Source organism: Shewanella sp. SM23 (genome assembly GCF_025654295.1).
Lineage (GTDB): Bacteria > Pseudomonadota > Gammaproteobacteria > Enterobacterales > Shewanellaceae > Shewanella > Shewanella oncorhynchi.
Genome location: NZ_JAKKRM010000002.1, coordinates 181,092 through 202,248, shown reverse-complemented (window position 1 = coordinate 202,248; position 21,157 = coordinate 181,092). Strand labels below are relative to the sequence as shown.

Annotated in this window: 22 protein-coding genes; 12 read left to right on the top strand and 10 right to left on the bottom strand. The window is 44.9% G+C overall.

The genetic code is table 11. From position 1 onward, the window contains the following. Positions 1–2 precede the first annotated feature (2 nt). The 6 genes from L5L98_RS04015 to L5L98_RS03990 all read left to right on the top strand — a co-directional run bounded on the left by L5L98_RS04015 (position 3) and on the right by L5L98_RS03990 (position 4,964). Positions 3–440, top strand: a complete 438-nt coding sequence (locus L5L98_RS04015) for a phosphate ABC transporter substrate-binding protein (RefSeq protein ID WP_028760063.1) — start codon at positions 3–5, stop codon at positions 438–440. A 296-nt stretch (positions 441–736) separates the two neighbouring features. Next, positions 737–1,354, top strand: a complete 618-nt coding sequence (gene can, locus L5L98_RS04010) for a carbonate dehydratase (RefSeq protein ID WP_168827515.1) — start codon at positions 737–739, stop codon at positions 1,352–1,354. Between the two features lie 193 nt (positions 1,355–1,547). Beyond that, positions 1,548–2,735, top strand: coding sequence for an 8-amino-3,8-dideoxy-alpha-D-manno-octulosonate transaminase KdnA (kdnA, locus tag L5L98_RS04005; protein ID WP_028760065.1), 1,188 nt, complete (start codon positions 1,548–1,550; stop codon positions 2,733–2,735). A 20-nt stretch (positions 2,736–2,755) separates the two neighbouring features. Continuing rightward, positions 2,756–3,826 (top strand): 3-deoxy-alpha-D-manno-octulosonate 8-oxidase KdnB, encoded by a 1,071-nt coding sequence (gene kdnB, locus L5L98_RS04000; RefSeq protein WP_263138716.1) that lies wholly within the window; start codon positions 2,756–2,758, stop codon positions 3,824–3,826. 97 nt (positions 3,827–3,923) lie between these two features. Further along, positions 3,924–4,661, top strand: a complete 738-nt coding sequence (gene kdsB, locus L5L98_RS03995) for an 8-amino-3,8-dideoxy-manno-octulosonate cytidylyltransferase KdsB (protein ID WP_263138713.1) — start codon at positions 3,924–3,926, stop codon at positions 4,659–4,661. 45 nt (positions 4,662–4,706) lie between these two features. Then, positions 4,707–4,964: a DUF2897 family protein gene (locus tag L5L98_RS03990; protein ID WP_198573290.1), complete on the top strand. Its 258-nt coding sequence runs from the start codon at positions 4,707–4,709 to the stop codon at positions 4,962–4,964. A gap of 165 nt (positions 4,965–5,129) precedes the next feature. Here L5L98_RS03990 and L5L98_RS03985 read toward each other — a convergent pair whose 3' ends face one another. From L5L98_RS03985 to L5L98_RS03975, 3 genes are all read right to left on the bottom strand, one after another. Then, entirely contained in the window at positions 5,130–5,597 is a 468-nt protein-coding gene (locus L5L98_RS03985) for a hypothetical protein (protein WP_263138709.1), read from the bottom strand. A 330-nt stretch (positions 5,598–5,927) separates the two neighbouring features. After that, complete coding sequence (locus tag L5L98_RS03980; RefSeq protein WP_028760070.1) at positions 5,928–6,932, bottom strand: rhodanese-related sulfurtransferase; 1,005 nt, start codon at positions 6,930–6,932, stop codon at positions 5,928–5,930. Positions 6,933–6,979: 47 nt separating this feature from the next. Then, positions 6,980–7,153, bottom strand: a complete 174-nt coding sequence (locus tag L5L98_RS03975) for a hypothetical protein (protein ID WP_198573292.1) — start codon at positions 7,151–7,153, stop codon at positions 6,980–6,982. Between the two features lie 144 nt (positions 7,154–7,297). Here L5L98_RS03975 and L5L98_RS03970 point away from each other — a divergent pair, with 144 nt between their 5' ends. Together L5L98_RS03970 and L5L98_RS03965 are read left to right on the top strand one after the other, a co-directional pair. Beyond that, positions 7,298–7,954 carry a glutathione S-transferase gene (locus L5L98_RS03970; RefSeq protein WP_263138706.1) on the top strand — a complete coding sequence of 219 codons (657 nt, stop codon included), beginning with the start codon at positions 7,298–7,300 and terminating at the stop codon, positions 7,952–7,954. A gap of 187 nt (positions 7,955–8,141) precedes the next feature. Continuing rightward, complete coding sequence (locus L5L98_RS03965) at positions 8,142–8,339, top strand: hypothetical protein (protein WP_028760072.1); 198 nt, start codon at positions 8,142–8,144, stop codon at positions 8,337–8,339. A gap of 128 nt (positions 8,340–8,467) precedes the next feature. Here the strand turns inward: L5L98_RS03965 and L5L98_RS03960 are convergent, their stop codons facing one another. Together L5L98_RS03960 and L5L98_RS03955 are read right to left on the bottom strand one after the other, a co-directional pair. Further along, positions 8,468–10,225, bottom strand: coding sequence for a SulP family inorganic anion transporter (locus L5L98_RS03960; protein WP_105252613.1), 1,758 nt, complete (start codon positions 10,223–10,225; stop codon positions 8,468–8,470). 183 nt (positions 10,226–10,408) lie between these two features. Then, the gene (locus L5L98_RS03955; protein WP_263138702.1) at positions 10,409–11,035 is read right to left on the bottom strand and encodes a LysE family translocator; all 627 of its coding nucleotides are present in this window, start codon (positions 11,033–11,035) and stop codon (positions 10,409–10,411) included. A gap of 92 nt (positions 11,036–11,127) precedes the next feature. On the opposite strand from L5L98_RS03955, the gene L5L98_RS03950 reads away from it, so the two are divergent. After that, complete coding sequence (locus L5L98_RS03950; protein ID WP_263138700.1) at positions 11,128–12,486, top strand: PLP-dependent aminotransferase family protein; 1,359 nt, start codon at positions 11,128–11,130, stop codon at positions 12,484–12,486. Between the two features lie 185 nt (positions 12,487–12,671). Here the strand turns inward: L5L98_RS03950 and L5L98_RS03945 are convergent, their stop codons facing one another. Next, positions 12,672–14,546: a choice-of-anchor I family protein gene (locus L5L98_RS03945; protein ID WP_263138698.1), complete on the bottom strand. Its 1,875-nt coding sequence runs from the start codon at positions 14,544–14,546 to the stop codon at positions 12,672–12,674. Between the two features lie 452 nt (positions 14,547–14,998). On the opposite strand from L5L98_RS03945, the gene L5L98_RS03940 reads away from it, so the two are divergent. The 3 genes from L5L98_RS03940 (at position 14,999) to ilvN (ending at position 18,966) form a co-directional block, all read left to right on the top strand. Then, positions 14,999–16,222 carry a multidrug effflux MFS transporter gene (locus L5L98_RS03940; protein ID WP_131524480.1) on the top strand — a complete coding sequence of 408 codons (1,224 nt, stop codon included), beginning with the start codon at positions 14,999–15,001 and terminating at the stop codon, positions 16,220–16,222. A gap of 531 nt (positions 16,223–16,753) precedes the next feature. After that, the gene (locus L5L98_RS03935) at positions 16,754–18,472 is read left to right on the top strand and encodes an acetolactate synthase 3 large subunit (protein ID WP_263138696.1); all 1,719 of its coding nucleotides are present in this window, start codon (positions 16,754–16,756) and stop codon (positions 18,470–18,472) included. Further along, positions 18,472–18,966 carry an acetolactate synthase small subunit gene (ilvN, locus tag L5L98_RS03930; protein ID WP_028759823.1) on the top strand — a complete coding sequence of 165 codons (495 nt, stop codon included), beginning with the start codon at positions 18,472–18,474 and terminating at the stop codon, positions 18,964–18,966. Before L5L98_RS03935 ends, ilvN begins: the two co-directional genes overlap by 1 nt. 99 nt (positions 18,967–19,065) lie before the next feature. Here the strand turns inward: ilvN and L5L98_RS03925 are convergent, their stop codons facing one another. The 4 genes from L5L98_RS03925 to iscX all read right to left on the bottom strand — a co-directional run bounded on the left by L5L98_RS03925 (position 19,066) and on the right by iscX (position 21,080). Beyond that, positions 19,066–19,509, bottom strand: a complete 444-nt coding sequence (locus tag L5L98_RS03925) for an Hsp20 family protein (RefSeq protein ID WP_028759822.1) — start codon at positions 19,507–19,509, stop codon at positions 19,066–19,068. Positions 19,510–19,869: 360 nt separating this feature from the next. Beyond that, positions 19,870–20,301 carry a nucleoside-diphosphate kinase gene (ndk, locus tag L5L98_RS03920; RefSeq protein ID WP_011789197.1) on the bottom strand — a complete coding sequence of 144 codons (432 nt, stop codon included), beginning with the start codon at positions 20,299–20,301 and terminating at the stop codon, positions 19,870–19,872. Positions 20,302–20,497: 196 nt separating this feature from the next. Further along, positions 20,498–20,665, bottom strand: a complete 168-nt coding sequence (locus tag L5L98_RS03915; protein ID WP_081729028.1) for a hypothetical protein — start codon at positions 20,663–20,665, stop codon at positions 20,498–20,500. 217 nt (positions 20,666–20,882) lie between these two features. Beyond that, entirely contained in the window at positions 20,883–21,080 is a 198-nt protein-coding gene (iscX, locus tag L5L98_RS03910) for a Fe-S cluster assembly protein IscX (protein ID WP_028759821.1), read from the bottom strand. Positions 21,081–21,157 lie beyond the last annotated feature (77 nt).

Sequence of the window (21,157 nt, the reverse complement as noted above, 5' to 3'; positions counted from 1 at the left end):
GCATGAAACTATTAATAAGTTCTCGGTTGATGATAAAAACCTTAGTCGCCAGTGCGCTTCTACTTGGCAGTGCCTGTGTTCAAGCCGAAATTGCCGTCGTGGTGCACCCTTCTAATACGTCAGAAATTAGCGCTGCGGATATTTCACGGATCTATTTAGGCAAACTCAAGTCTTTCCCCAGTGGTGGCACTGTCGTCGCACTCGATCAACCTGAAGGCACGCCCGCACGTGATGCCTTTGTTAAACAGATCCTTAATAAAACCGAGAGTCAGTTAAAAGCCTATTGGTCAAAACTGGTCTTTTCAGGCCAAGGTCAACCGCCCAAAGTCGTCGACTCCAGCGCTGAAATGCTCGCATTGATTGCCGCCAATCCCAATATGATCGGATTTGTTGACGTCAGCGAAGTCAACGATAGCGTGAAAGTGATCAGTAAGTTCTAACCCAATACTGCATCATCCTTGTCCGCCTTAATCTGTGGCGGACAAGGTTTCCACTCAGCATTAGCGCGATATAAACAAGCACATTATCAAATGGTTCTTGAACCCTCAGAGAGGGCTTATCCATTTGCAGTACTATTAAGAAAAAATAATCTCGATTTTTCAATATCCTGATTCAAACCTTAATTGGATAGACCAGCAGAGCCAAATTTGCTGGTATACTCTTGCTAAAAATGTGCTGCTTGCATGAATTAGAGCATGAGAAGACATTTTATATGTCAATAAAACAATAGGTTAAAATGAAACTACTCAAACCTTTATTCGACAATAACCGCCGCTGGGCCGGACGTATACGCCAAGAAAATCCTGATTTTTTTGAACAATTAGCGAAACAGCAACATCCTGAATACCTGTGGATTGGCTGCTCAGATAGTCGCGTACCCTCAAACCAAATCATTGATCTTATGCCCGGTGAAGTCTTTGTTCACCGTAATATCGCCAACATGGTGATCCATACCGATCTTAACTGCTTATCTGTACTGCAATACGCCGTCGATGTGCTCAAGGTGAAGCATATTATGGTAGTGGGTCACTACGGTTGTGGTGGTGTGCGCGCGGCCATGGGTCAGCAACGCTTAGGACTCATCGATAACTGGCTCGGGCATTTACGTGATATCTATCGTATTTATCAGGAAGAATTACAACAGATGGACGAAGCCAAACGTTTTGATCGCCTGTGCGAGCTAAACGTGATTGAGCAGGTTGCTAATGTGACCAGTTCAACCATAGTGCAAGAAGCTTGGGATCGCGGTCAAGAAGTGGCGGTACACGGCTGGATTTACGGCATTGATAACGGTTTACTGACAGATTTAGATGTTACGGTCGATCGCGAATACGGTTTAGCTAATCCACGCTAACAGCCTGAATGTCGGCTTTCAACACCCCGCTGAGTATCATCAATGCTCAGATAAAACCTGCCGCTGTGCAGGTTTTTCTTTTTCCATGGCAATTTTCAGCAATAAAACATCGCAAGGGTCTATTACGCCAGTTATAATCCGCCAGTTAATTGCAGGCGACCTATGCGCCACAAATTCTAAGGAGATACCTTCCATGCCCGGTTTTGAATTATTTGGTCCTGAAGAGAAGCAGGAAGTCGCTGACGTTATGGAAAACGGTTTTACCTTCCGTTACAACTTCGACCATATGCGTAATGATCGCTGGAAGACGCGCGATATGGAGCAACTGCTTTGCGAGAAGATGAACGTGAAGCATGCTCACCTTTTATCAAGCGGTACTGCAGCGCTGCAAACGGCCATGATGGCTGCAGGCATTGGTGCTGGCGATGAAGTTATCGTGCCACCTTTTACCTTTGTAGCCTCAGTTGAAGCGATTTTTATGGCAGGCGCTATTCCGATTTTTGCCGAAATCGATGAGACATTGTGTTTATCTCCAGAAGGTATCGAAGCCGCGATTACCCCACGCACTAAAGCCATCAACTTAGTGCACATGTGCGGTTCTATGGCGAAGATGGACGAGATCAAAGCTGTCTGTAAAAAACATAACTTACTGATTTTAGAAGATGCTTGCCAAGCCATTGGTGGCAGCTACAAGGGCCAAGCGTTAGGTACTATCGGTGATGTGGGTTGTTACTCATTCGATTCAGTCAAAACCATCACCTGTGGTGAAGGTGGCGCTGTGATCACTAACAACACAGAAATCTACAACAATGCGCACATGTTCTCAGATCACGGCCATGACCATATTGGTAAAGACCGCGGCGCAGAGTCACACCCTATCATTGGCTTGAACTTCCGTATTTCGGAAATGAATGCCGCCTTAGGGTTAGCGCAGTTACGTAAACTCGATACCATTATCGATATTCAACGTAAAAACAAAAAGACCATTAAAGATGCAATGGCCGCGATTCCAGAAGTCACCTTCCGCCAGATCCCCGATCCAGAAGGCGACTCGGCTGGCTTCTTAACCTTTATGTTGCCAACCGAAGCGCGCACGCAAGAAATCAGCAAAAAACTGGCTGAAAACGGCGTTGATGGCTGCTTCTACTGGTATGTAAACAACTGGCATTATTTGAAAAACTGGAAACACATTCAGGAGCTTAAGGCATCTGCTGCGTTGCCAATCACATTAATCGCCGACAGACCTGACTATACTCAAGTTTCTGTGCCTAAATCCGATGCCATTATGAGCCGCACGATTTCTATGCTCATCAAGTTGTCTTGGACCGATGCTCAGATCGCCGAGCGTATCGAAAACATCAAGAAAGCATTTGCCCAATAATTCTACGGGAGTTTGTTGCAATGAGTTTTAAGAATTTTAAAGTAGTTGAAAAAATGATCTTCGGCCGTGGCTCATTCGTCCAACTGGATGAAGTGTTAGCTGCTGAACGTAAAACCGCCGACGACTTCGTGGTGTTTTTAGTCGATGACGTGCATCAAGGCAAAGCCCTTGAGGGCCGCATTCCAGCTAAAGCACAAGACATGGTGATTTGGGTTAACGTTGATGAAGAGCCAAGCACAATTCAAATCGATGCCCTGACTGAACAAGTTCAAGCTTTCAATAGCAAACTGCCAGTGAGCGTCGTCGGTTTAGGTGGCGGTTCAACCATGGACGTAGCTAAAGCAGTATCGCTGATGCTGACAAACCCAGGTGGCTCTGCTATGTATCAAGGTTGGGACTTAATCAAGAACCCAGCGATACACCACATTGGTATCCCAACGATTTCTGGTACTGGTGCAGAAGCGTCACGCACCGCCGTATTATGTGGTCCAGTACGTAAGCTAGGCCTGAACTCAGATTACACAGTATTCGATCAAATCATCATGGATTCTGAGTTAATCGAAGGCGTAGAAACGGACCAATGGTTCTACACAGGTATGGATTGCTATATCCACTGTGTTGAATCTTTACAAGGTACCTTCTTAAACGAGTTCTCTAAATCCTACGCTGAAAAAGCCATGGATTTATGTCGCCAAGTGTACTTAGACGACCACGTAGAAAAAGACGACAAGCTAATGATGGCGTCTTTCATGGGCGGCATGAGCATAGCTTATAGCCAAGTGGGTGCCTGTCATGCGGTTTCTTACGGTCTGTCCTATATCCTGGGTTACCACCACGGTATCGGCAACTGTATCGCCTTTGATGTGTTAGAAGAATTCTATCCAGAAGGCGTTGAAGAGTTCCGTCTGATGATGAAGAAACATAACATCACGCTGCCGAAGAACATCTGTAAAGATCTGCCAGACGAAACCATAGCGAAAATGGTTGCCGTGACTAAGAGCATGGGTCCACTATGGGCTAACGTTTACGGCGCGGGTTGGGAAGAGAAAGTCACAGATGAAATGTTGACTGCCCTGTTCCGTCGCATCTAAGCTCTAACACATGTTAAAAGGGCTCAATTGTGAGCCCTTTTGTCTATATGCATTGTATATCTACACTGTATATCTTTGATAAAAGTAGGATAATTTGATGAATGTGACTCTGTTAATCCCGGCTCGTTACGGTTCAAGCCGCTTCCCGGGCAAACCCTTAGCCCCGATTAACGGCAAGCCAATGATCCAACACGTGTATGAACGCGCGTCGTTAGCCAAAGGCCTCACCAATATTTACGTCGCTACCGATGATGATCGCATTAAAGCGGCCGTTGAAGGTTTTGGCGGCAAAGTAGTCATGACCAGCCCAGATGCAGCCTCGGGTACAGATCGTATCAATGATGCAATAAACCAACTGGGACTAAAAGATGACGACTTAGTGATTAACCTACAGGGCGATCAACCTCTTATTGACCCAACCTCTATCGAGCAAATCATCAGCCTCTTCGAGCGTCACCCTGGTGAGTTTGAAATGGCCACCTTAGGCTTTGAAATCGTCAATAAAGCCGAGCTTGACGATCCTATGCATGTGAAGATGGTGTTCGATAACAACAACTACGCCTTGTATTTCTCTCGTTCGCGTATTCCTTTTGGCCGCGATACACAAGATTACCCCGTTTATAAGCACTTAGGTGTGTATGCTTATACCCGCAAATTCGTCCAAGCCTTCGCCGCCCTGCCATTAGGTCGTCTAGAAGATCTGGAAAAACTCGAGCAATTACGTGCATTAGAGTACGGCCATAAAATCAAAATCGCCATTAGCGCCTTTGATTCTATTGAAGTGGATACGCCAGAAGACATTCGTAAATGTGAGCAACGTTTAGCGGTTGATTAATCGCCCGTTAGGTGTGCGCGAGTCAATTCGAAACAGGAGCTGAGTATGTCGACCTTAGAAGTCTGGATCATTATTATTTTGATCGTCGGTGTCATCGCCAGTAATCTTGCTGCGTTGAAGTACAGTGCTAAGTTCAAACTGCCGCAGTTCGGTCAACATGGTAAAGATAAGCAGATAAAGTCAGATACTGCCAAGCCTTCGGCAGCAGAGAATGATGCCGATGCGGCTTCAAGCAAGCCAAGTTCTGCGGACTCAGAACCCAAAAAAGCAGATCAAAGCAAAACTGAACCACCTAGGGGCTAAGCTCAATGGCGGCTTTTAAAAGTGAGTCTAAAGATGGCTTTTGAACACGCCTTTTAAAGGCTGCGCTATAAACACTGAGCAATGACGTTCGCAAACATAGAAAAGGCGCCACAGGCGCCTTTTTTGTCTCTCAAATAACAAGCTAGTCAATGCCACTCATCAGCCTTAGACTTTTTTCGCTGATGTGCGACTCAATGGCTGCTCCTCAAGGTGCGCCACTAAAAAGACTAAAAAGCGAAACAGGGATTTAATCTTAAGATCATGATTATTATTGGGCTCAGCCGCAACTAACTTCTGCAGCGATTTGATTCTAGCGTAGGCATTCTCGACTAAAGCGTCGTTCTCTTTACCGACATATTTAGCAAACTCGGCAAATTCACCAATAAATTTCAGTGTCACTTTACGGCGATTTAACGCAGTGATTGCTGCGCCCTCTTTCAGTTTTGCCTCAAAAATACTGCATTCTAAACCACTGGCGATCGCACTTTGCGACAAACCGCTGCTTAAGGCATCGGCCAGAAAACCCAAATTGGCTTTTAACTCAAAGGCAATCGCCTGCTTACTGGCGCTTGATTGCTGCCAGCGACTGCGTTCCTTATCGAAAATATCGTATAGCTCTTTCCAAATGCTCATGCGCTTTGCCTACCTTGCACTGAATCGCTCCCTTCGTATATAGCACTCGACTTTTTTGAAATGCTAGCGTTGTTAATACTAACGTTTTTAATACTAGCGACTGAAAGTTATCATAAATTTAAGGTTTTCGGCATAGCGCTATGATAAATAATGGTTTAAAAATGAGTTAAAGCACATTCACACTAAAACTAAAATCGGCATAAAAAAATGGCCCGAACGAGTCGGGCCAGAGTGCAAGCCATATTCACTGTAAGAGCCATGTGAAAACTGCCCGAGTGAGAAACGAGCTCAGTACGAACTCACTCACGACCCATCTAATGGCATATAAAGTTAAAGTGCTTGCGATTTTTTCGCGTTATTTTTCTCGGCGGCGAGTCGACGCTGCGCTTCTTTTTTCTCACGGCGCGCTTCAATCACTTGATTTACATCACTACCGATATGCGCTTCATTACGGGCTTTAGCCAAATTCACTTGACGTTCACGCTCAACGAAACGTTTACGCTGCTCGTCAGAAATTTTATCGATACAATGTGGGCAACTGACACCTTGCACATAGGCAGGGCTCTGTTTTTCAGCTTCGGTGATTGGCATACGACAAGCATTACATTGATCGTATTGGCCTTTCTTCAAGTCATGATTTACCGCAACGCGGTTATCAAATACAAAGCACTCGCCTTCCCACAGGCTTTCTTCCGCTTTCACTTCTTCGAGGTATTTAAGAATACCGCCTTCGAGATGATAGACCTCGTCAAAGCCTTGCTCTTTTAAATAAGCAGTTGATTTCTCACAGCGAATACCGCCAGTACAGAACATGGCGACCTTCTTATGTTTAGCAGGATCAAGATTCTGCTTCACATATTCAGGGAATTCTCTGAAGGTTTCAGTCACAGGATTAATGGCATTTTTGAAAGTGCCGATTTGCACTTCATAGTCGTTACGGGTGTCGACTAAAATCACGTCCGGATCAGAAATCAGCGCATTCCAATCTTGAGGCTTCACATAGGTGCCAACCACTTTAAGCGGGTCTATACCTTCAACGCCCATAGTCACGATTTCATTTTTCAGCTTGACTTTAGTGCGGTAGAACGGCATTTCATCGTCGAATGACAATTTGTGAACGATATTGTCTAGGCCATTTTGACTGTTGAGCCACACTAATAACGCTTCAATAGCTTCTTGAGTGCCAGCAACTGTGCCATTGATCCCTTCACTTGCGAGGAGCAGAGTGCCTTTGATCTCGGCCTGTTCCATCATAGCGAGCAATGGCGCTCGGATAGATTCAAAATGCGGTAACGACACGAATTTATATAACGCACATACGACAACTTTAGCCATAACACCCTCTTTGCTGGCTGGAACTTAATTTCCAGTGCATAAACAAATCAATCATCTGCAGCCTTGCTGCAGATCCCAAAAATAGCGCGGAATTCTACCTGAGTCACAGCAAGATAAACACAGATAAAATACAGGGTCTTTAATTCTTTACGCACAGTGGTGAGAAAAATCATTCTATGATGGCAAATTAAGCAGAAATCCCAGTATGAAAGCGTTACCATCTGCGCCCTTTGAATATTGCATGATTGGCACACAACATTTGCATTGGCATACTCGCGTCGTCAATAAGCATGCATAAACATGCTGACGTCAGCTTTAGTCGCATCAACTTCCACGCATGGCGCCGCACAGTAGAGGAAATCCGAATGACGCTAGCCGTCTTATACACTTTCCGCCGTTGCCCCTATGCAATGCGAGCACGTTTGGGACTCTTATTAGCCCAATGCAATGTTGAAGTCCGTGAAATCACCCTTAAAGCCAAACCACCACAAATGCTAGCGGCCTCACCTAAGGGGACTGTGCCAGTATTAGTGCTAGCGAACGGTGAGGTGATTGCCGAAAGTCTTGAGATCATGCGCTGGGCACTCACGCAAGCCGATCCCTTAGATCTATTGTGTCAGCAAAATCCTGCTATTGAAGATAAAATGGCACAACTTATCACGCAAAATGATCAACAATTTAAACCATGGCTTGACCGCTATAAATATGCCGACCGTTACCCTGAGCAAACGCAAGCTTATTATTATCAGCAGGCGAGTCATTTCCTCCTGCAACTTGAAACATGCTTAGGGCAACACCCCTTTTTAGTCGCCGATACACCTCGCCTTGCCGACTACGCAATCATACCTTTTGTACGCCAGTTTGCCGCAGTGGATCTTAAACGTGCACTTAGTGATGATTTTCCGCGAGTCGCCGCTTGGCTAAATCGACTTATTTCGAGTGAAATATTTATTCGTGCGATGGAAAAATATGTGATCTGGGACGCTAGCCATTCTCCAACTTGCTTGTTAGGAGACGTGTAAGCCAATAAGATTTAAAGATTATTTTTATTTTATGTTATAGCCATCGGTAAAATATTCGAGTAAGGTATTTACCACTAGGTAACTAATTTAGCTAATTGTAGCTAGACAATCTTCTCAAGAAAAGTAACCACGCCTAAAGACTCAAGGACGTGAATGATAGAATACAAGGATAAGACAGTTGGAAAATATGGATATTAATATCGTTATTATGCTTGGGGGCCTGGTGCTATTGCATTGTCTATTTGCCCTTCGGGCCTTCAAAAGTAAAGTGGATCTCAGCACCAACAAAAAGTGCTTATGGTGCCTACTGAGTCTGATACTCGGCCCTATGGGTTATTATGGTTTTCACGGTTTTATTCCCCTAGATAGAATTCTCAAAGACTAAACGGTAAAACTGAATACCTTCAAAAAATAAGTCATACCATTGATTTACTTATCAAATTAAAAAATAGCGCAACCTTAAGCTGCGCTATTTTTACGACCCCGTTTAATCAAACAAGGCATGACAGTTAACTACAAATGACTGTGCAACAATACCGAGTCATCAGGAACTTTTTGGATCACAGGCGCTTGCCCTTCAGCCAAGGCTTGTTTATAGCTTTGATTCATTTTAAGGGCGAGATACAAATCTGGCCGGATCAAAATACCACCTTCCCCTGTCTGCATGCCCGCTTGCTCAAACCAACTCAGCATCTGCCGTTTACGTCCCGCAAGCACTAAACGAACGCCACGTTTTTTAAGCAGTTGATGCAAATCAGCCAACATGGCCATCACACTTAAATCTAAATGGGTAAAACAAGGCACTGCATCAATAATGATGCAATCGACCGGCTCAGATTCCCGAATAAACTTTTCCAGTAAACGGCGCTTAAAATACGTCGCATTAAAGTAAGTTAACGGCGAATTAAAGCGATATATAAATACTCCTGGAACCGATTTAGCTTTACCCGATTCATCGACACTGCGGATAACGCCCTTATGATCTAAACCAAGCACTTGATCCGTAGGCCGCATCACAGTAGCGAGGAACTGGAATAAACCCAGCAATACAGCCAAGGTTATCCCAGGGATAACCCCAATAAACAACACGGAGAACAAGGTGATACAGGCAAGTAAAAAAGCAGACCTATCCCGCACTCGTAGATTCCACAGTGACTTTAAATCGATAAGCGAGATTGAGGCAATCACCAGCACCACACCTAAGGCGGCACTGGGGATGAACTTCAAAGGCGCAGTGAAAAATAGCGCCACAACACCAATCAATACCGCCGCAATGATAGACACTAACTGGCTCTTACCACCATTGGCATCATTAACCGCAGTACGGGAATCCGCGCCGCTCACCGCAAAACCTTGAGATATGGCTGACGCTATATTGGCTATACCTAACGCCCTGAACTCTTTATCGGCATCTATATCGTAACCGTTTTTTGCCGCAAAACTTCGAGCCGTCAACATCATGCTCACAAAGCTCACCATGGCTAAGTTAAGCGCTGGTACCACAAGCTCACGGGCGATACCTAAATCAAATACAGGCGCTTGAAATGAAGGTAATCCTGAGGTCACTTCTCCGACGACGCTAATATCAAAGCTCGTCAGGTTAAACACCCAAACAAGGAAAGCTGCCATCGCCATTGCGCACATAGAAGCTGGCCATTGGGGACGAAACCGTTTCACTAAGGCATAAGTCGCTAGCGTCACAATCCCCATAGTCAATGTCGGCCAATGGGTTTTGGATAAGTAGGAAGGCGCACCGCTGAGGCGTTCGATTAGATAACGCTCATCGAAGGTAAAACCGAAGATTTTTGAAAACTGTCCCACGATAATGGTAATTGCAACGCCATTAAGCAACCCCATCAAAATCGGCTTTGATAGAAAATCGGCGAGCACCCCCAGCCTAAAACGACTCGCAATCAAGCACCAAAAGCCTGTCATGGCCGTCATGGTCATCACTAACTGCCAGTGCTTCATGCTATCCCCTGCAGCTAGGGGCGTGACAACCGCGGCGATAACAGCACAAGTCGCCGCATCTGGACCCACGATTAATTGTTTTGAGGTGCCAAATAGTGCGTATACCAACATTGGCAATACGCAGGAATACAAACCCACGGCAGCATTCACTCCTGTGAGTTGGGCATAAGCAATCGCTACGGGTAATGCCACAGCGGCAACGGATAAGCCTGCGCGCACATCATCCCTAAGCCATTGCTTTTCATATTGTAATAATTGCGCCAATCCCGGCATAAACGAAATCAAACTAGGGAACTTCACTCGGCAACCTCCATATACACACTATCAAGATAAGCAACAAGTATAACTGAGACTGAAAATGTTCAGCTAAAAGGCCATTACCTAAAAAGCCATCAATAGTATGTTGGTTATGGCATAAAGCCAATCATTACGCGAGTGTCTTCCTCAGAATATTTATAGGGTTAGCACTTAATTCAAGCCAAGCTAGCGTAATATCATAGGTAATGACACTAAGAGCAAGCTGCCCATAAACCAATTAAAATGGCGCTTACGTCTATCGGTATTGAGTTTCCTACTGATCGCGGCACCGACAAATACCCAAGTAAATGATGCAGGAAATCCCACTATGTTGAACATTAATACGCCAAGAAACGCACTCAACCAAAAGCCATCGCCACTTAATGTAAAAGCGCTACACAGGGTAATCGTCGACATCCAAGATTTAGGGTTAATCCATTGAAATAATGCAGCTTCAATGAGCGTCATAGGTTTTCGTCCATCATCCAAATGCGTGCTCTGCACTGGCGACGTCACTAATTTGTACGCGAGATACAGCAAATATGCTAAAGCGAAATATTTCAATACTTGGTGCAATACCGGTAATGCTTCAAACAAGGTACCGAGGCCGAATAATACCGCAAGATGTAAAGAGGTCGAACCCAAGCGGATCCCTGCAATATGTGGCACGGTACGCAGCACACCAAAATGCGCTCCAGAGCTAGCTAAGAGAATATTGTTCGGTCCAGGAGTCATTGTCATCGTCGCGCAAAACAGCGCGGTCGAGGCCATTAAAGTCCATAATTGTGGATCATAAAGCAGTACAGTATTCATATTCGCCTTAAATTGTATGCATACATTTGTTGACATAAAAAGATGCAATAAATAATATACGGAGAATATTAGAGATCAATGGATTTATTGTCATGGGTACAATCTGGACACCAGACCTAACGACTTTTTCAGGCCCGAAATATCAGCGCTTAGTCAGTGCCATAGAACAAGGCATTTTGCAGAAGGTGTTAACCCAAGGTAGTAAACTGCCACCGCAGCGCCGTTTAGCCGATGCATTAGGCATCACTATTGGCACTGTGACCCGCGCCTATGCATTGGCGGAACAAAGGGGTTACGTCGAAGCACGAGTGGGAGATGGCACCTATGTCAACGCCTCCCCTGTACCTGAAATGGGTAACGTACAATTGAATATGGCGACCTGTCAGCAGCCACTCACAGATCAAATCAGCACCCTAAGCGATTGCCTCAGCCAATTAGCGAAAGACCCCACTAAATTGAGTCAGTTACTCGGTTATCGCGCCAGTCCATTAGATCAACACCAACAAGTGTTCCACCAATGGTTAAACCAACGTGGCATACAGCAAACGCCCGAGCAACTGGTCTTTACCCATGGCGGGCAGCAAGCCATTTTTGCCTGTTTGAGCGCATTTTTATCAACAGGCGATGTACTGTTACACGAGCAATACAGTTATCCAGGCGTGAGAATTTGTGCTAAACAGCTTGGTGTCACTAGCGTTGGAGTGCCCCTTACCCACGAAGGATTAGATCTGCCGCGCTTTGAAGCCCTATTACAGATCCACAACCCTAAATTAGTCTATCTCACGCCGAATAATCAAAACCCCACTTGCATTCAGTACAGTGAATCACAGCGGCAGAAAATCCTTGAATTATCAGAGCAATATCAATTCTATATCATTGAAGATGACGTGAATTATTGTTTACCTGAAGAATGGCATTCGCCCCTGTGGCAATTAGCAAAACAGCTGGTGATACCACGGGTGATTTATATTTCCAGCCTGTCAAAATTGTTTTCTGGCGGCTTAAGGCAAGGTTTTATTCTGGTTCCTGACCCCCTTATCGCCCAAGTGCGACTCGCTATCCATAGCCAATGCTGGATGGTGTCGCCGCTGAATATTGAAATAGCCTGTCAGTTGATAAAGAAAGGTCATATCGCTGCAGAACGAGATACGCTCGTACGTCAACGCCAACGTCACTGTATCGCCATGGGCGAACGGCTGGGATTAACCCAAACTTGGCGAGGGTTAAACGGTTGGATACAACTACCAGAAGATATCAAAGCCCATCATCTCGTTACCGCACTGGCCGCAAAAGGCATATTAGTCCGTAATGGTGATGACTTTAATTGCCATGATAATTTTATCCGCTTGAGCCTTGGTGGCGCCGAAAACGAGACTCAATTTCAGCATGCAATTGAGTGTATCGAGGCAACGATTCACTCCCTAGTACAAAATGCCTATTCCGTGGTGTAAAGGCACTTAAAGACCATTAAGCTCAGCCAATTTTTATGCGCCATTTCAGATGAAGTTAATTCACACAAAATGGCGAATATTGTAGAAGAGTGAATAAAAAAAGCGCCAGTAGCATACATGCTACTGGCGCTGATGTTACTGACAAGCTTGATGAACTATCGGTGAGCCATTCGCTATATGCACCACTATTTAATCTTGAGTTGGTAAACACTCGTGGTACCACTAACTTCATTGCCTATTATTAACAAAGGATTACCGTTAGGGCTTTTATCGGCACTGACAAATTTCATCCCTTCTGGTCCCAAATCACCCGCCAATGTTGCATCACCTTTGACTGCACCTGTAGCGGTATCGACAACGAAGTCAGCTTCAAAATCACGGTTCACAACATAGTCGACAAAATGCACATCAAAAGGATTAGTCACGTCATAGATCATAAAGCCAGAGGTACGTTCTAAACCAACAAAGGCATATAGTCGTTGACCAATTTGGCCTAGGGCTAAAGCTTCTGGCTCTGGCCCCTTGTCATCGCTGCGACTATCACCTTTATTTTCTTCGTTGTTATTGTTGAACTTATCCCCCAGTAGTGCGGCGGTAATACGCTCAAAATCACTTCCACTGTCAAACACTTGCTGACCATCGGCATTCCAAATCGAGAAGGAACGAGCACCAAAGCTCACGACTTTGTCGTAGTCGCCATCCTTATCATCGTCCCCCATGCTCTTCGTTACCTTAAGACGCGCTAATTGGGTTTTATCTTTTGCGGCGGCAAATTGTGGGTGATTCGGGTCGAGCACTAAATCCCCTGCGCGGGCTTCTTCCGAAAAAGCCGCATAGTCACGGGAGTCACCTTCATTCGCAGTCACAATAAAGTCAGTGTTATTCCAACGGTAGCTAGCAAGGGTATCGGGTTGATACATACCGTACACCCCAGTGTAGCTTTGCAGGTTAACAAGATTATCTTTGTCACTCGCATCAATTTTATTCACACCAAGCCCGTAATCTTTGAGGCCTAGCGGTAAAATCTTCGAGACTTTCGCATTGGCGATATCAATCACGGCAATAGCATTGTTCTCTTGTAAACTGACAAATGCACGGCGGTTATCTTGGCTAATGGCGATATATTCAGGTTCTAAATCCTGAGCCACACTCGCCATTGGACCATTAATTCTAATGTCAGCGGTGATTTCACTTGCACGCGCACCGCCCTGATTAAACGCACTAAAATTTATGATGGTCGCAGTAGCTGCGGGCTTACCGTCAGTAATCGCAATCAGCGCAACACTGCCTTCAGGATCTAAGGTATAAGCAGGATTAGGTTCGCCTTCATTGGCCACGAGTAAGGTTTTACCGTCGTGGGTGAACACCACATTATCGGGTAAAGCACCGACTTCGACGGCGCTGATAAACTGCGGAGCATCTGTGCCGTTAAGTTGATAAAAAGCCACAAAACCATTGGCTTGGGTTTTATTGCCTGCAGCGTCACCACGCTCAATGGCTGCCGCTAACAAGTTGCCTGAAATACTCACGCTGTTCACGCTACCCATAAAGGTTTGACCCACATCCTTAGCAACATCGAGTTCTGCTAATTTGTCGAGATTATTCAATGCTAAAGGATCTGTGGCGTTTGATGAGGTCCCTAATAAGCTGCCATCGATAATATCGACTTTGCCGCTTATCGCATTAACCACAAAAATACGGTTTGAAGCACTATGATATTCAACAATTTCGGCGGCACTTAAGCCATAAACGCCAGTCTGATGACGACCAATCAACTCTGCTTTTAAGCTTGCAGTTTGTGGCTGGCAAACATATTGGGTTTGCGCGACTGCAATTTCATTGTCATCCAATTGTCCATTATGGTTGGCATCTAATCCGGTATCGATACGCTGACCACCGGCGGGACAATTTGCATCACCAATAGTTAATGCGGTCACTTTAACCAGTGAATTTAAGCCGTTGTCGCCTTTATCACCTGCTGCGCCATCATCACCGCTGCAAGCTCCGAGTAATAAGCTCGCCATAATGGCGGCTGCAAGCGGGAGTCGTTGTGTTTTCATCGTGTCATTCCTGAATATTTTATTTTTAGTAGGGTGAAGCTAAAGCCCACTAAATTAGTCAGCATAAAAGACACCTAGATGACAAAGCAGTGACACTCAGATGACAACTAACACTTTTGAATGAAGCATATTGGAGGATAACGGCTCGAGCCGCCAAGGTTATGCCTCGATTATCGAGACTTGCTACTTAGTTACAATTTAATCGGTAAAATACGGTAAAGAAATCATCGCAAAGATTGGTTTATTTGTCCTAGCGCTTTACTATGCTATTGCTTAATGCCTTACCGTGAAAATTGATCGAAACACAATTCACTTTTCCCCAAACACTGCCAATTAGCGCAAGATGCTGGCTAAAAATGGACGGATTAGAGTGAATTGTCCTAGTACAATTTAAACCACGCCGCATAACCCTGAGAAATACGCTTTCAATTCTTTCGCCACCCGAGGTAACAGTGGACCCACAATCACAACCTTCTGCCCATAACGGTAGACGTATACCGAATTTAGCACTGCTTATTCCCATGCTAGCGGCGATTGTCGCGATCACACCATTAGCCATCGACATGTACTTACCTGCGATGTCGACATTGGCCCTTAGTTTTCATACCGATATCACAACAGTGCAACAGTCCCTGAGTATCTACTTAGCAGGTTATGCACTGGGCATGTTGTGTTTCGGTCCCTTAGCTGACCGCATTGGCCGTCGCCCTATGGTGATAATGGGGCTGAGTGGCTTTATGCTAACAAGTTTATTGATTGGTTTTGCTGGTCAAGTCGAAATCTTTCTTGGACTACGCTTTTTGCAGGCCTTTATCGGCGCAGCAGCGACTGTGGTGGTGCCGGGATACATCAAAGAAGTCTATGGCGACAATACCGCCAAAGGTATGTCTTACGTGAGTTTAATCATGATGTTAGCGCCATTATTGGCCCCTAGTATTGGCAGCGTGATCTTAGAACTCGGTGATTGGCATTTAATCTTCTTCATTCAATCTGCCTATGCCGCGACCCTGTTATTACTCGTGCTGTTTGCGCTAAAAATGCCCAGCGATAAAGATATGGATACTCGCAGCCAAAAATCGTTTCTTGGTGCCTATGCGACCGTATTTTCCCGATCTGGCGTTAAGTTAAACATTGCCAGCGGTGTGTTAACGTCTTTTGCGTTTTTCTGTTATCTCACCGCATCCCCCTTCGTTTATATGGAAGTCTTTGCCTTAGATAAATCCTATTTTGCCATCTTGTTTAGCACCAACGTTGGCGCCTTGATGTTGGCCAATATCATTAATACTCGCATTGTCGGCCGCTATGGTTCGCTGCGTATGTTGCACGTATCGACCTTTTTTGGCGCTATTGCGGGAGCTGGTTTATTAACCGTCAACCTACTGGATATGAGCTATCATTTTACCGTGATCATGCTTATTCCTTTGATGGGCAGCCTAGGGGTGATGTCGGTCAACGCCGATGCGATAGTGCTGATGAAGTTCAAACAAGAAACCGGAACGGCAACGGCGGTTATTGGCACCTTAAGATTTGGCTGTGGCGCGTTAGCGGGGCCGTTATTAGCGGTGTTCTATGATGGCACAGCAGTGCCTTTCTCTGCCCTCATGTTAGGCTCTATTGTGTTAGTCGGCATTTGCCAATTCAATCGTCCAAAGCATCAAATACAGCCGACGGTTTAAGGATCTATTTTTAAGGGTCTATTTTTAAGAAATCATGGATGCCAATGCCTCATCTACAACACATGTTTGATCGCATAAAACAGCGCATTGGCTTTCACTAATGTAGCAAATAAGTAATATTTAATCGCAACAGTTAAGTATCTGCTTATCTAACGTCCCACACCAAAACGGCACTTTTAGTGCCGTTTTTGCTTTTTAAGCATCTAACAATCTGAAAAATATAAAATAAGCCCATAAATCAGCCTAGATTACTTGGCGATTCCAGCAAGTTATCCAGCCATTCAAACGTGAAATTGTTTCAAGTTGGTTATTTTTTACATAAAAGGCTTGAAATGTTGTTTTTTTTGAATATGATGAAATTCTGTTCATTGCAACAGTTGCTGCATCCTAAGGATGAATCACTTGTCTTCTACGAAGTCAGTTCAGCATTTCGGAGTCTGAATTACCCTTCAGGCTTAATTTTTAGAGCGATTACCGTCGCTGTAACAAAATACTGTTTACCGTAACGGTACTATGCAATAGGAGTTCCACATGGAGATGTTATCCGGCGCCAGCATGATAGTGCGTTCTTTGATTGATGAAGGCGTAAAACACATTTTTGGCTATCCTGGCGGTTCAGTTTTAGATATCTACGACGCCCTGCACGTTATCCCAGGTATTGAACACATACTCGTTCGCCACGAACAAGCCGCCGTACACATGGCCGATGGCTACGCCCGTGCCACGGGTAAAGTGGGTGTGGTATTAGTCACTTCAGGACCCGGTGCCACCAACGCGATTACCGGTATTGCCACCGCCTACATGGACTCTATTCCCCTCGTGGTATTATCGGGTCAAGTACCGAGCAACCTTATCGGTAATGATGCTTTCCAAGAATGCGATATGATCGGTATCTCTCGTCCCGTGGTCAAACACAGCTTTTTAGTTAAAGATCCCACTCAAATTCCTGAAACGATAAAAAAAGCCTTTTATATTGCCTCTACCGGCCGTCCTGGGCCTGTGGTCGTCGACCTGCCAAAAGATTGCTTAAACCCAGCGCTGCTGCACGAATATATTTATCCCGAAAACGTGAAAATGCGCTCGTACAACCCGACAACCTCGGGGCATAAAGGACAGATCCGTCGTGGAATACAGGCACTATTAGCGGCTAAAAAGCCTGTGCTCTATGTCGGTGGCGGCGCCATTATCTCAGGTTGTGATAAGCAAATTTTACAATTAGCTGAGAGATTGAATATTCCCGTCGTCAGCACACTCATGGGACTGGGTGCCTTTCCAAGTACCCACAAAAACAGCCTAGGCATGTTAGGGATGCACGGTCGCTACGAAGCCAACATGACTATGCATAACTGCGATTTGATCTTCGGTATTGGTGTGCGCTTCGATGATAGAACCACTAATAATGTGGAAAAATATTGCCCGAACGCGACCATTTTGCACATAGATATCGATCCCTCGTCTATTTCAAAAACTATCCACGTCGACATTCCCATCGTAGGGTCGGCCGACAGTATTTTAGACAGCATGTTGACACTGTTAGATGAATCGAACGAGCACAATGACAACGATGCCATCGCCACTTGGTGGAATGATATTGAGCAATGGCGCGGCCGCGATTGTCTGGCCTATGACAAAAACAGTGGTCGCATCAAACCACAGCAAGTGATTGAAACCTTGTATAAGCTGACCAATGGCGATGCCTATGTCGCCTCTGATGTTGGCCAGCATCAGATGTTTGCCGCCTTGTACTATCCGTTCGATAAGCCGCGCCGCTGGATCAACTCAGGGGGTCTAGGCACCATGGGGTTTGGCCTACCCGCCGCAATGGGGGTTAAAATGGCGATGCCTGATGCCACGGTTGTCTGTGTCACGGGTGATGGTTCAATCCAGATGAACATTCAAGAGCTTTCGACCGCGCTGCAATATGATACGCCGGTTAAAATTATCAACTTAAACAATCGTTTCCTTGGCATGGTTAAACAATGGCAGGACATGATTTACTCTGGCCGTCACTCACATTCCTATATGGATTCAGTACCTAATTTTGCCAAAATTGCCGAGGCCTATGGCCATGTAGGTATGACGATCAGCGATCCCGCCGAACTTGAGTCAAAAATGGCAGAAGCGCTAGCGATGAAAGACAGGCTGGTCTTTATCGACATCATGGTGGATGAAACTGAGCACGTGTACCCCATGTTGATCCGCGGTGGTGCGATGAATGAAATGTGGCTGACTAAGACGGAGAAATGCTAATGCGTCGAATTATATCTGTATTATTAGAAAACCAATCCGGCGCCCTGTCTCGTGTGGTCGGTTTGTTTTCACAGCGCGGTTATAACATTGAAAGTTTAACGGTGGCGCCAACGGACGATATCACATTGTCGCGGCTTAACATTACGGTCGTTGCCGATGAAATGGTGTTAGAGCAGATAGAGAAGCAGCTACATAAACTCATCGATGTGTTAAAAGTTTCGAATATTACCGAGTCTGCTTATATTGAACGCGAATTAGCCCTTATTAAGGTCCGCGCCCAAGGCGAGTTTAGGGAAGAAGTTAAACGGATGGCGGACATTTTCCGCGGCCAGATTGTCGATGTCACCGCCAATTTATATACCATCCAAATGGTCGGCACATCAGAAAAACTCGATGCGTTTATCCATGCACTAGGTGAAGTGACTAAATTGGTCGAAGTCTCTCGCTCCGGTGTGGTGGGTTTGGCTCGCGGAGAAAAGGCCATGAAAGCGTAGCTTTCTCACGGAAATCTCGCGGACATTTTTGCGTGAACACAAAAACATCAAGGGGAGCATTATGCTCCCCTTGTTTTTAGCTGGTTACCACAGTGTCAATTATGACTGGCTGTCTAGCAAGCGCGATGAAGTGATCTCAATTTTGCGTGGTTTCAATGCTTCAGGGATTTCACGCACTAAATCAATATTGAGTAAGCCATTTTCTAAACTTGCGCCGAGCACAGTGACATAGTCTGCCAGTTGGAAAGTGCGCTCAAAACCGCGTTCCGCTATGCCTTGGTACAAGTATTTACGCTCGGTTTGGCTTTCAGCTTTATTGCCTTTCACCAGTAATTTCTCACCTTCACTGCTGATCTCAAGTTCATTCATTGAGAATCCGGCCACGGCCATAGTAATGCGATAGCGATTTTCGCCTAATAATTCAATGTTATATGGGGGATAGCCAGTATTGCCATTATTAGCGGCGGCATGTTCTGCCAGCTGAGCTAAACGGTCAAAACCAATGGCACTACGGTACAGGGGAGCTAGATCATAATTACGCATATTCATATCCTTGTCTTAAGCAATATGGAGAATTGGCGGACGGTTTTCACGATGAAAACGCTTGTAGAGTCTGCCGAGTTAAATCTTCTGTCCTTACGGCACAGAATTCACACTAGGATCCTCATCGAGCGATCCTGAAATAGATATAAGGACGGGAGAGAAAATTTCAAGCAAGAAAATTAAAAAAATGTGCAAAATTTAAAAAGACCAACAAAAACAAACTCTTATTAATTTTAATACTTTGAATTGACGTGTGATTTGTATAGACGTATTAGCGTTATTGCAACACGGAAATCTATATTCGCTAAATTGCAGCCAATAAAAAAGGAGCCTAGGCTCCTTTTCAGTCTTAGCATCGAATTAACGAGTGCGTGGACACAATTCTTCAGCGCTGAAGAAGTAAGCAATTTCACGAGCAGCAGATTCAACAGCATCTGAACCGTGAGCCGCGTTTTCGTCAATGCTTTCTGCGAAATCAGCACGGATAGTACCAGGAGCTGCTTGAGCTGGGTTAGTTGCACCTAAAATTTCACGGTGAGCTAAAACAGCGTTTTCGCCTTCTAATACTTGGACCATGATAGGACCAGAAGTCATGAATGCAACCAGAGCACCGAAGAAGCCGCGCTCGCTATGCTCAGCATAGAAACCTTCAGCTTGTTCTTTGGTCAGGTGTAACATTTTAGCTGCAACGATCTTAAGACCAGCAGTTTCAAAACGATTGTAGATAGCACCGATGTGGTTTTTTGCAACAGCATCTGGCTTGATAATAGAAAATGTGCGTTCGATCGCCATAACTAGCTTCCTTTGTCAGCAAGTTTAAAAAATTCGCGCGGATTATACGAAATTTAAAAGCTAAATCCTATCTTTATAGCAAATTAGTCTGAGATATTGCGCACATTCGCTTTATTCGTAATCAGCTTGATCACACAAAATACCCCGCTAGGAGGATAAATCCTTAGCAGGGCATGTTAACTCATTAATAATGGGATTATTTTTTGTTTTTTGCCCAAATACCAGCCCATGCAATTAAAGCGACTAAAATGACTGCGGGAGCAAGATCTAACAAGTGGTGGAATAAACCAACACCGCCATGACCTGGATGAGCCCAAGCCATTGAAGGGACAAGCATACATAACAATACAAGCAAAAGTTTCATGTGAACATCCTTGCAGTTGCGGTAATAAAGTTAAGCCATATAAATGCCTTAACCAATATACAACAAATTACGATATCCACTGAAAATGAACTTGACTGTGATCAAACTCTCGCCAAATATTCTCTGCGCCACTGCAAATACGTGAGATAAATCACCTTAGTTAATCTTCTGAAGGACAAGATGCCTCACATAAAAAGCCGTACCACAACTGTGCTCACTACTTTTCATCAATCCAACACTGCTGAATTGCTTCCAGTATTTTTTCATTGCAATGCTTAGGATCATCAGCAAAATCATTCAAAGCTAACACCCACTCATACAGTTGGGTGAAATGCAGTTGAGTAGGATTCACCTCTGGGTGTGCTTCGAGTAATTCCAACGCAATATCTAACGAATCTATCCAAGTTAATGTCATCGTTTTCCCCTATTCGGTTCGCTTGAATGGGTAAGCTAGTGCTTAGCGCCGTTACCCATAAGGAGGTGAATCAAGTG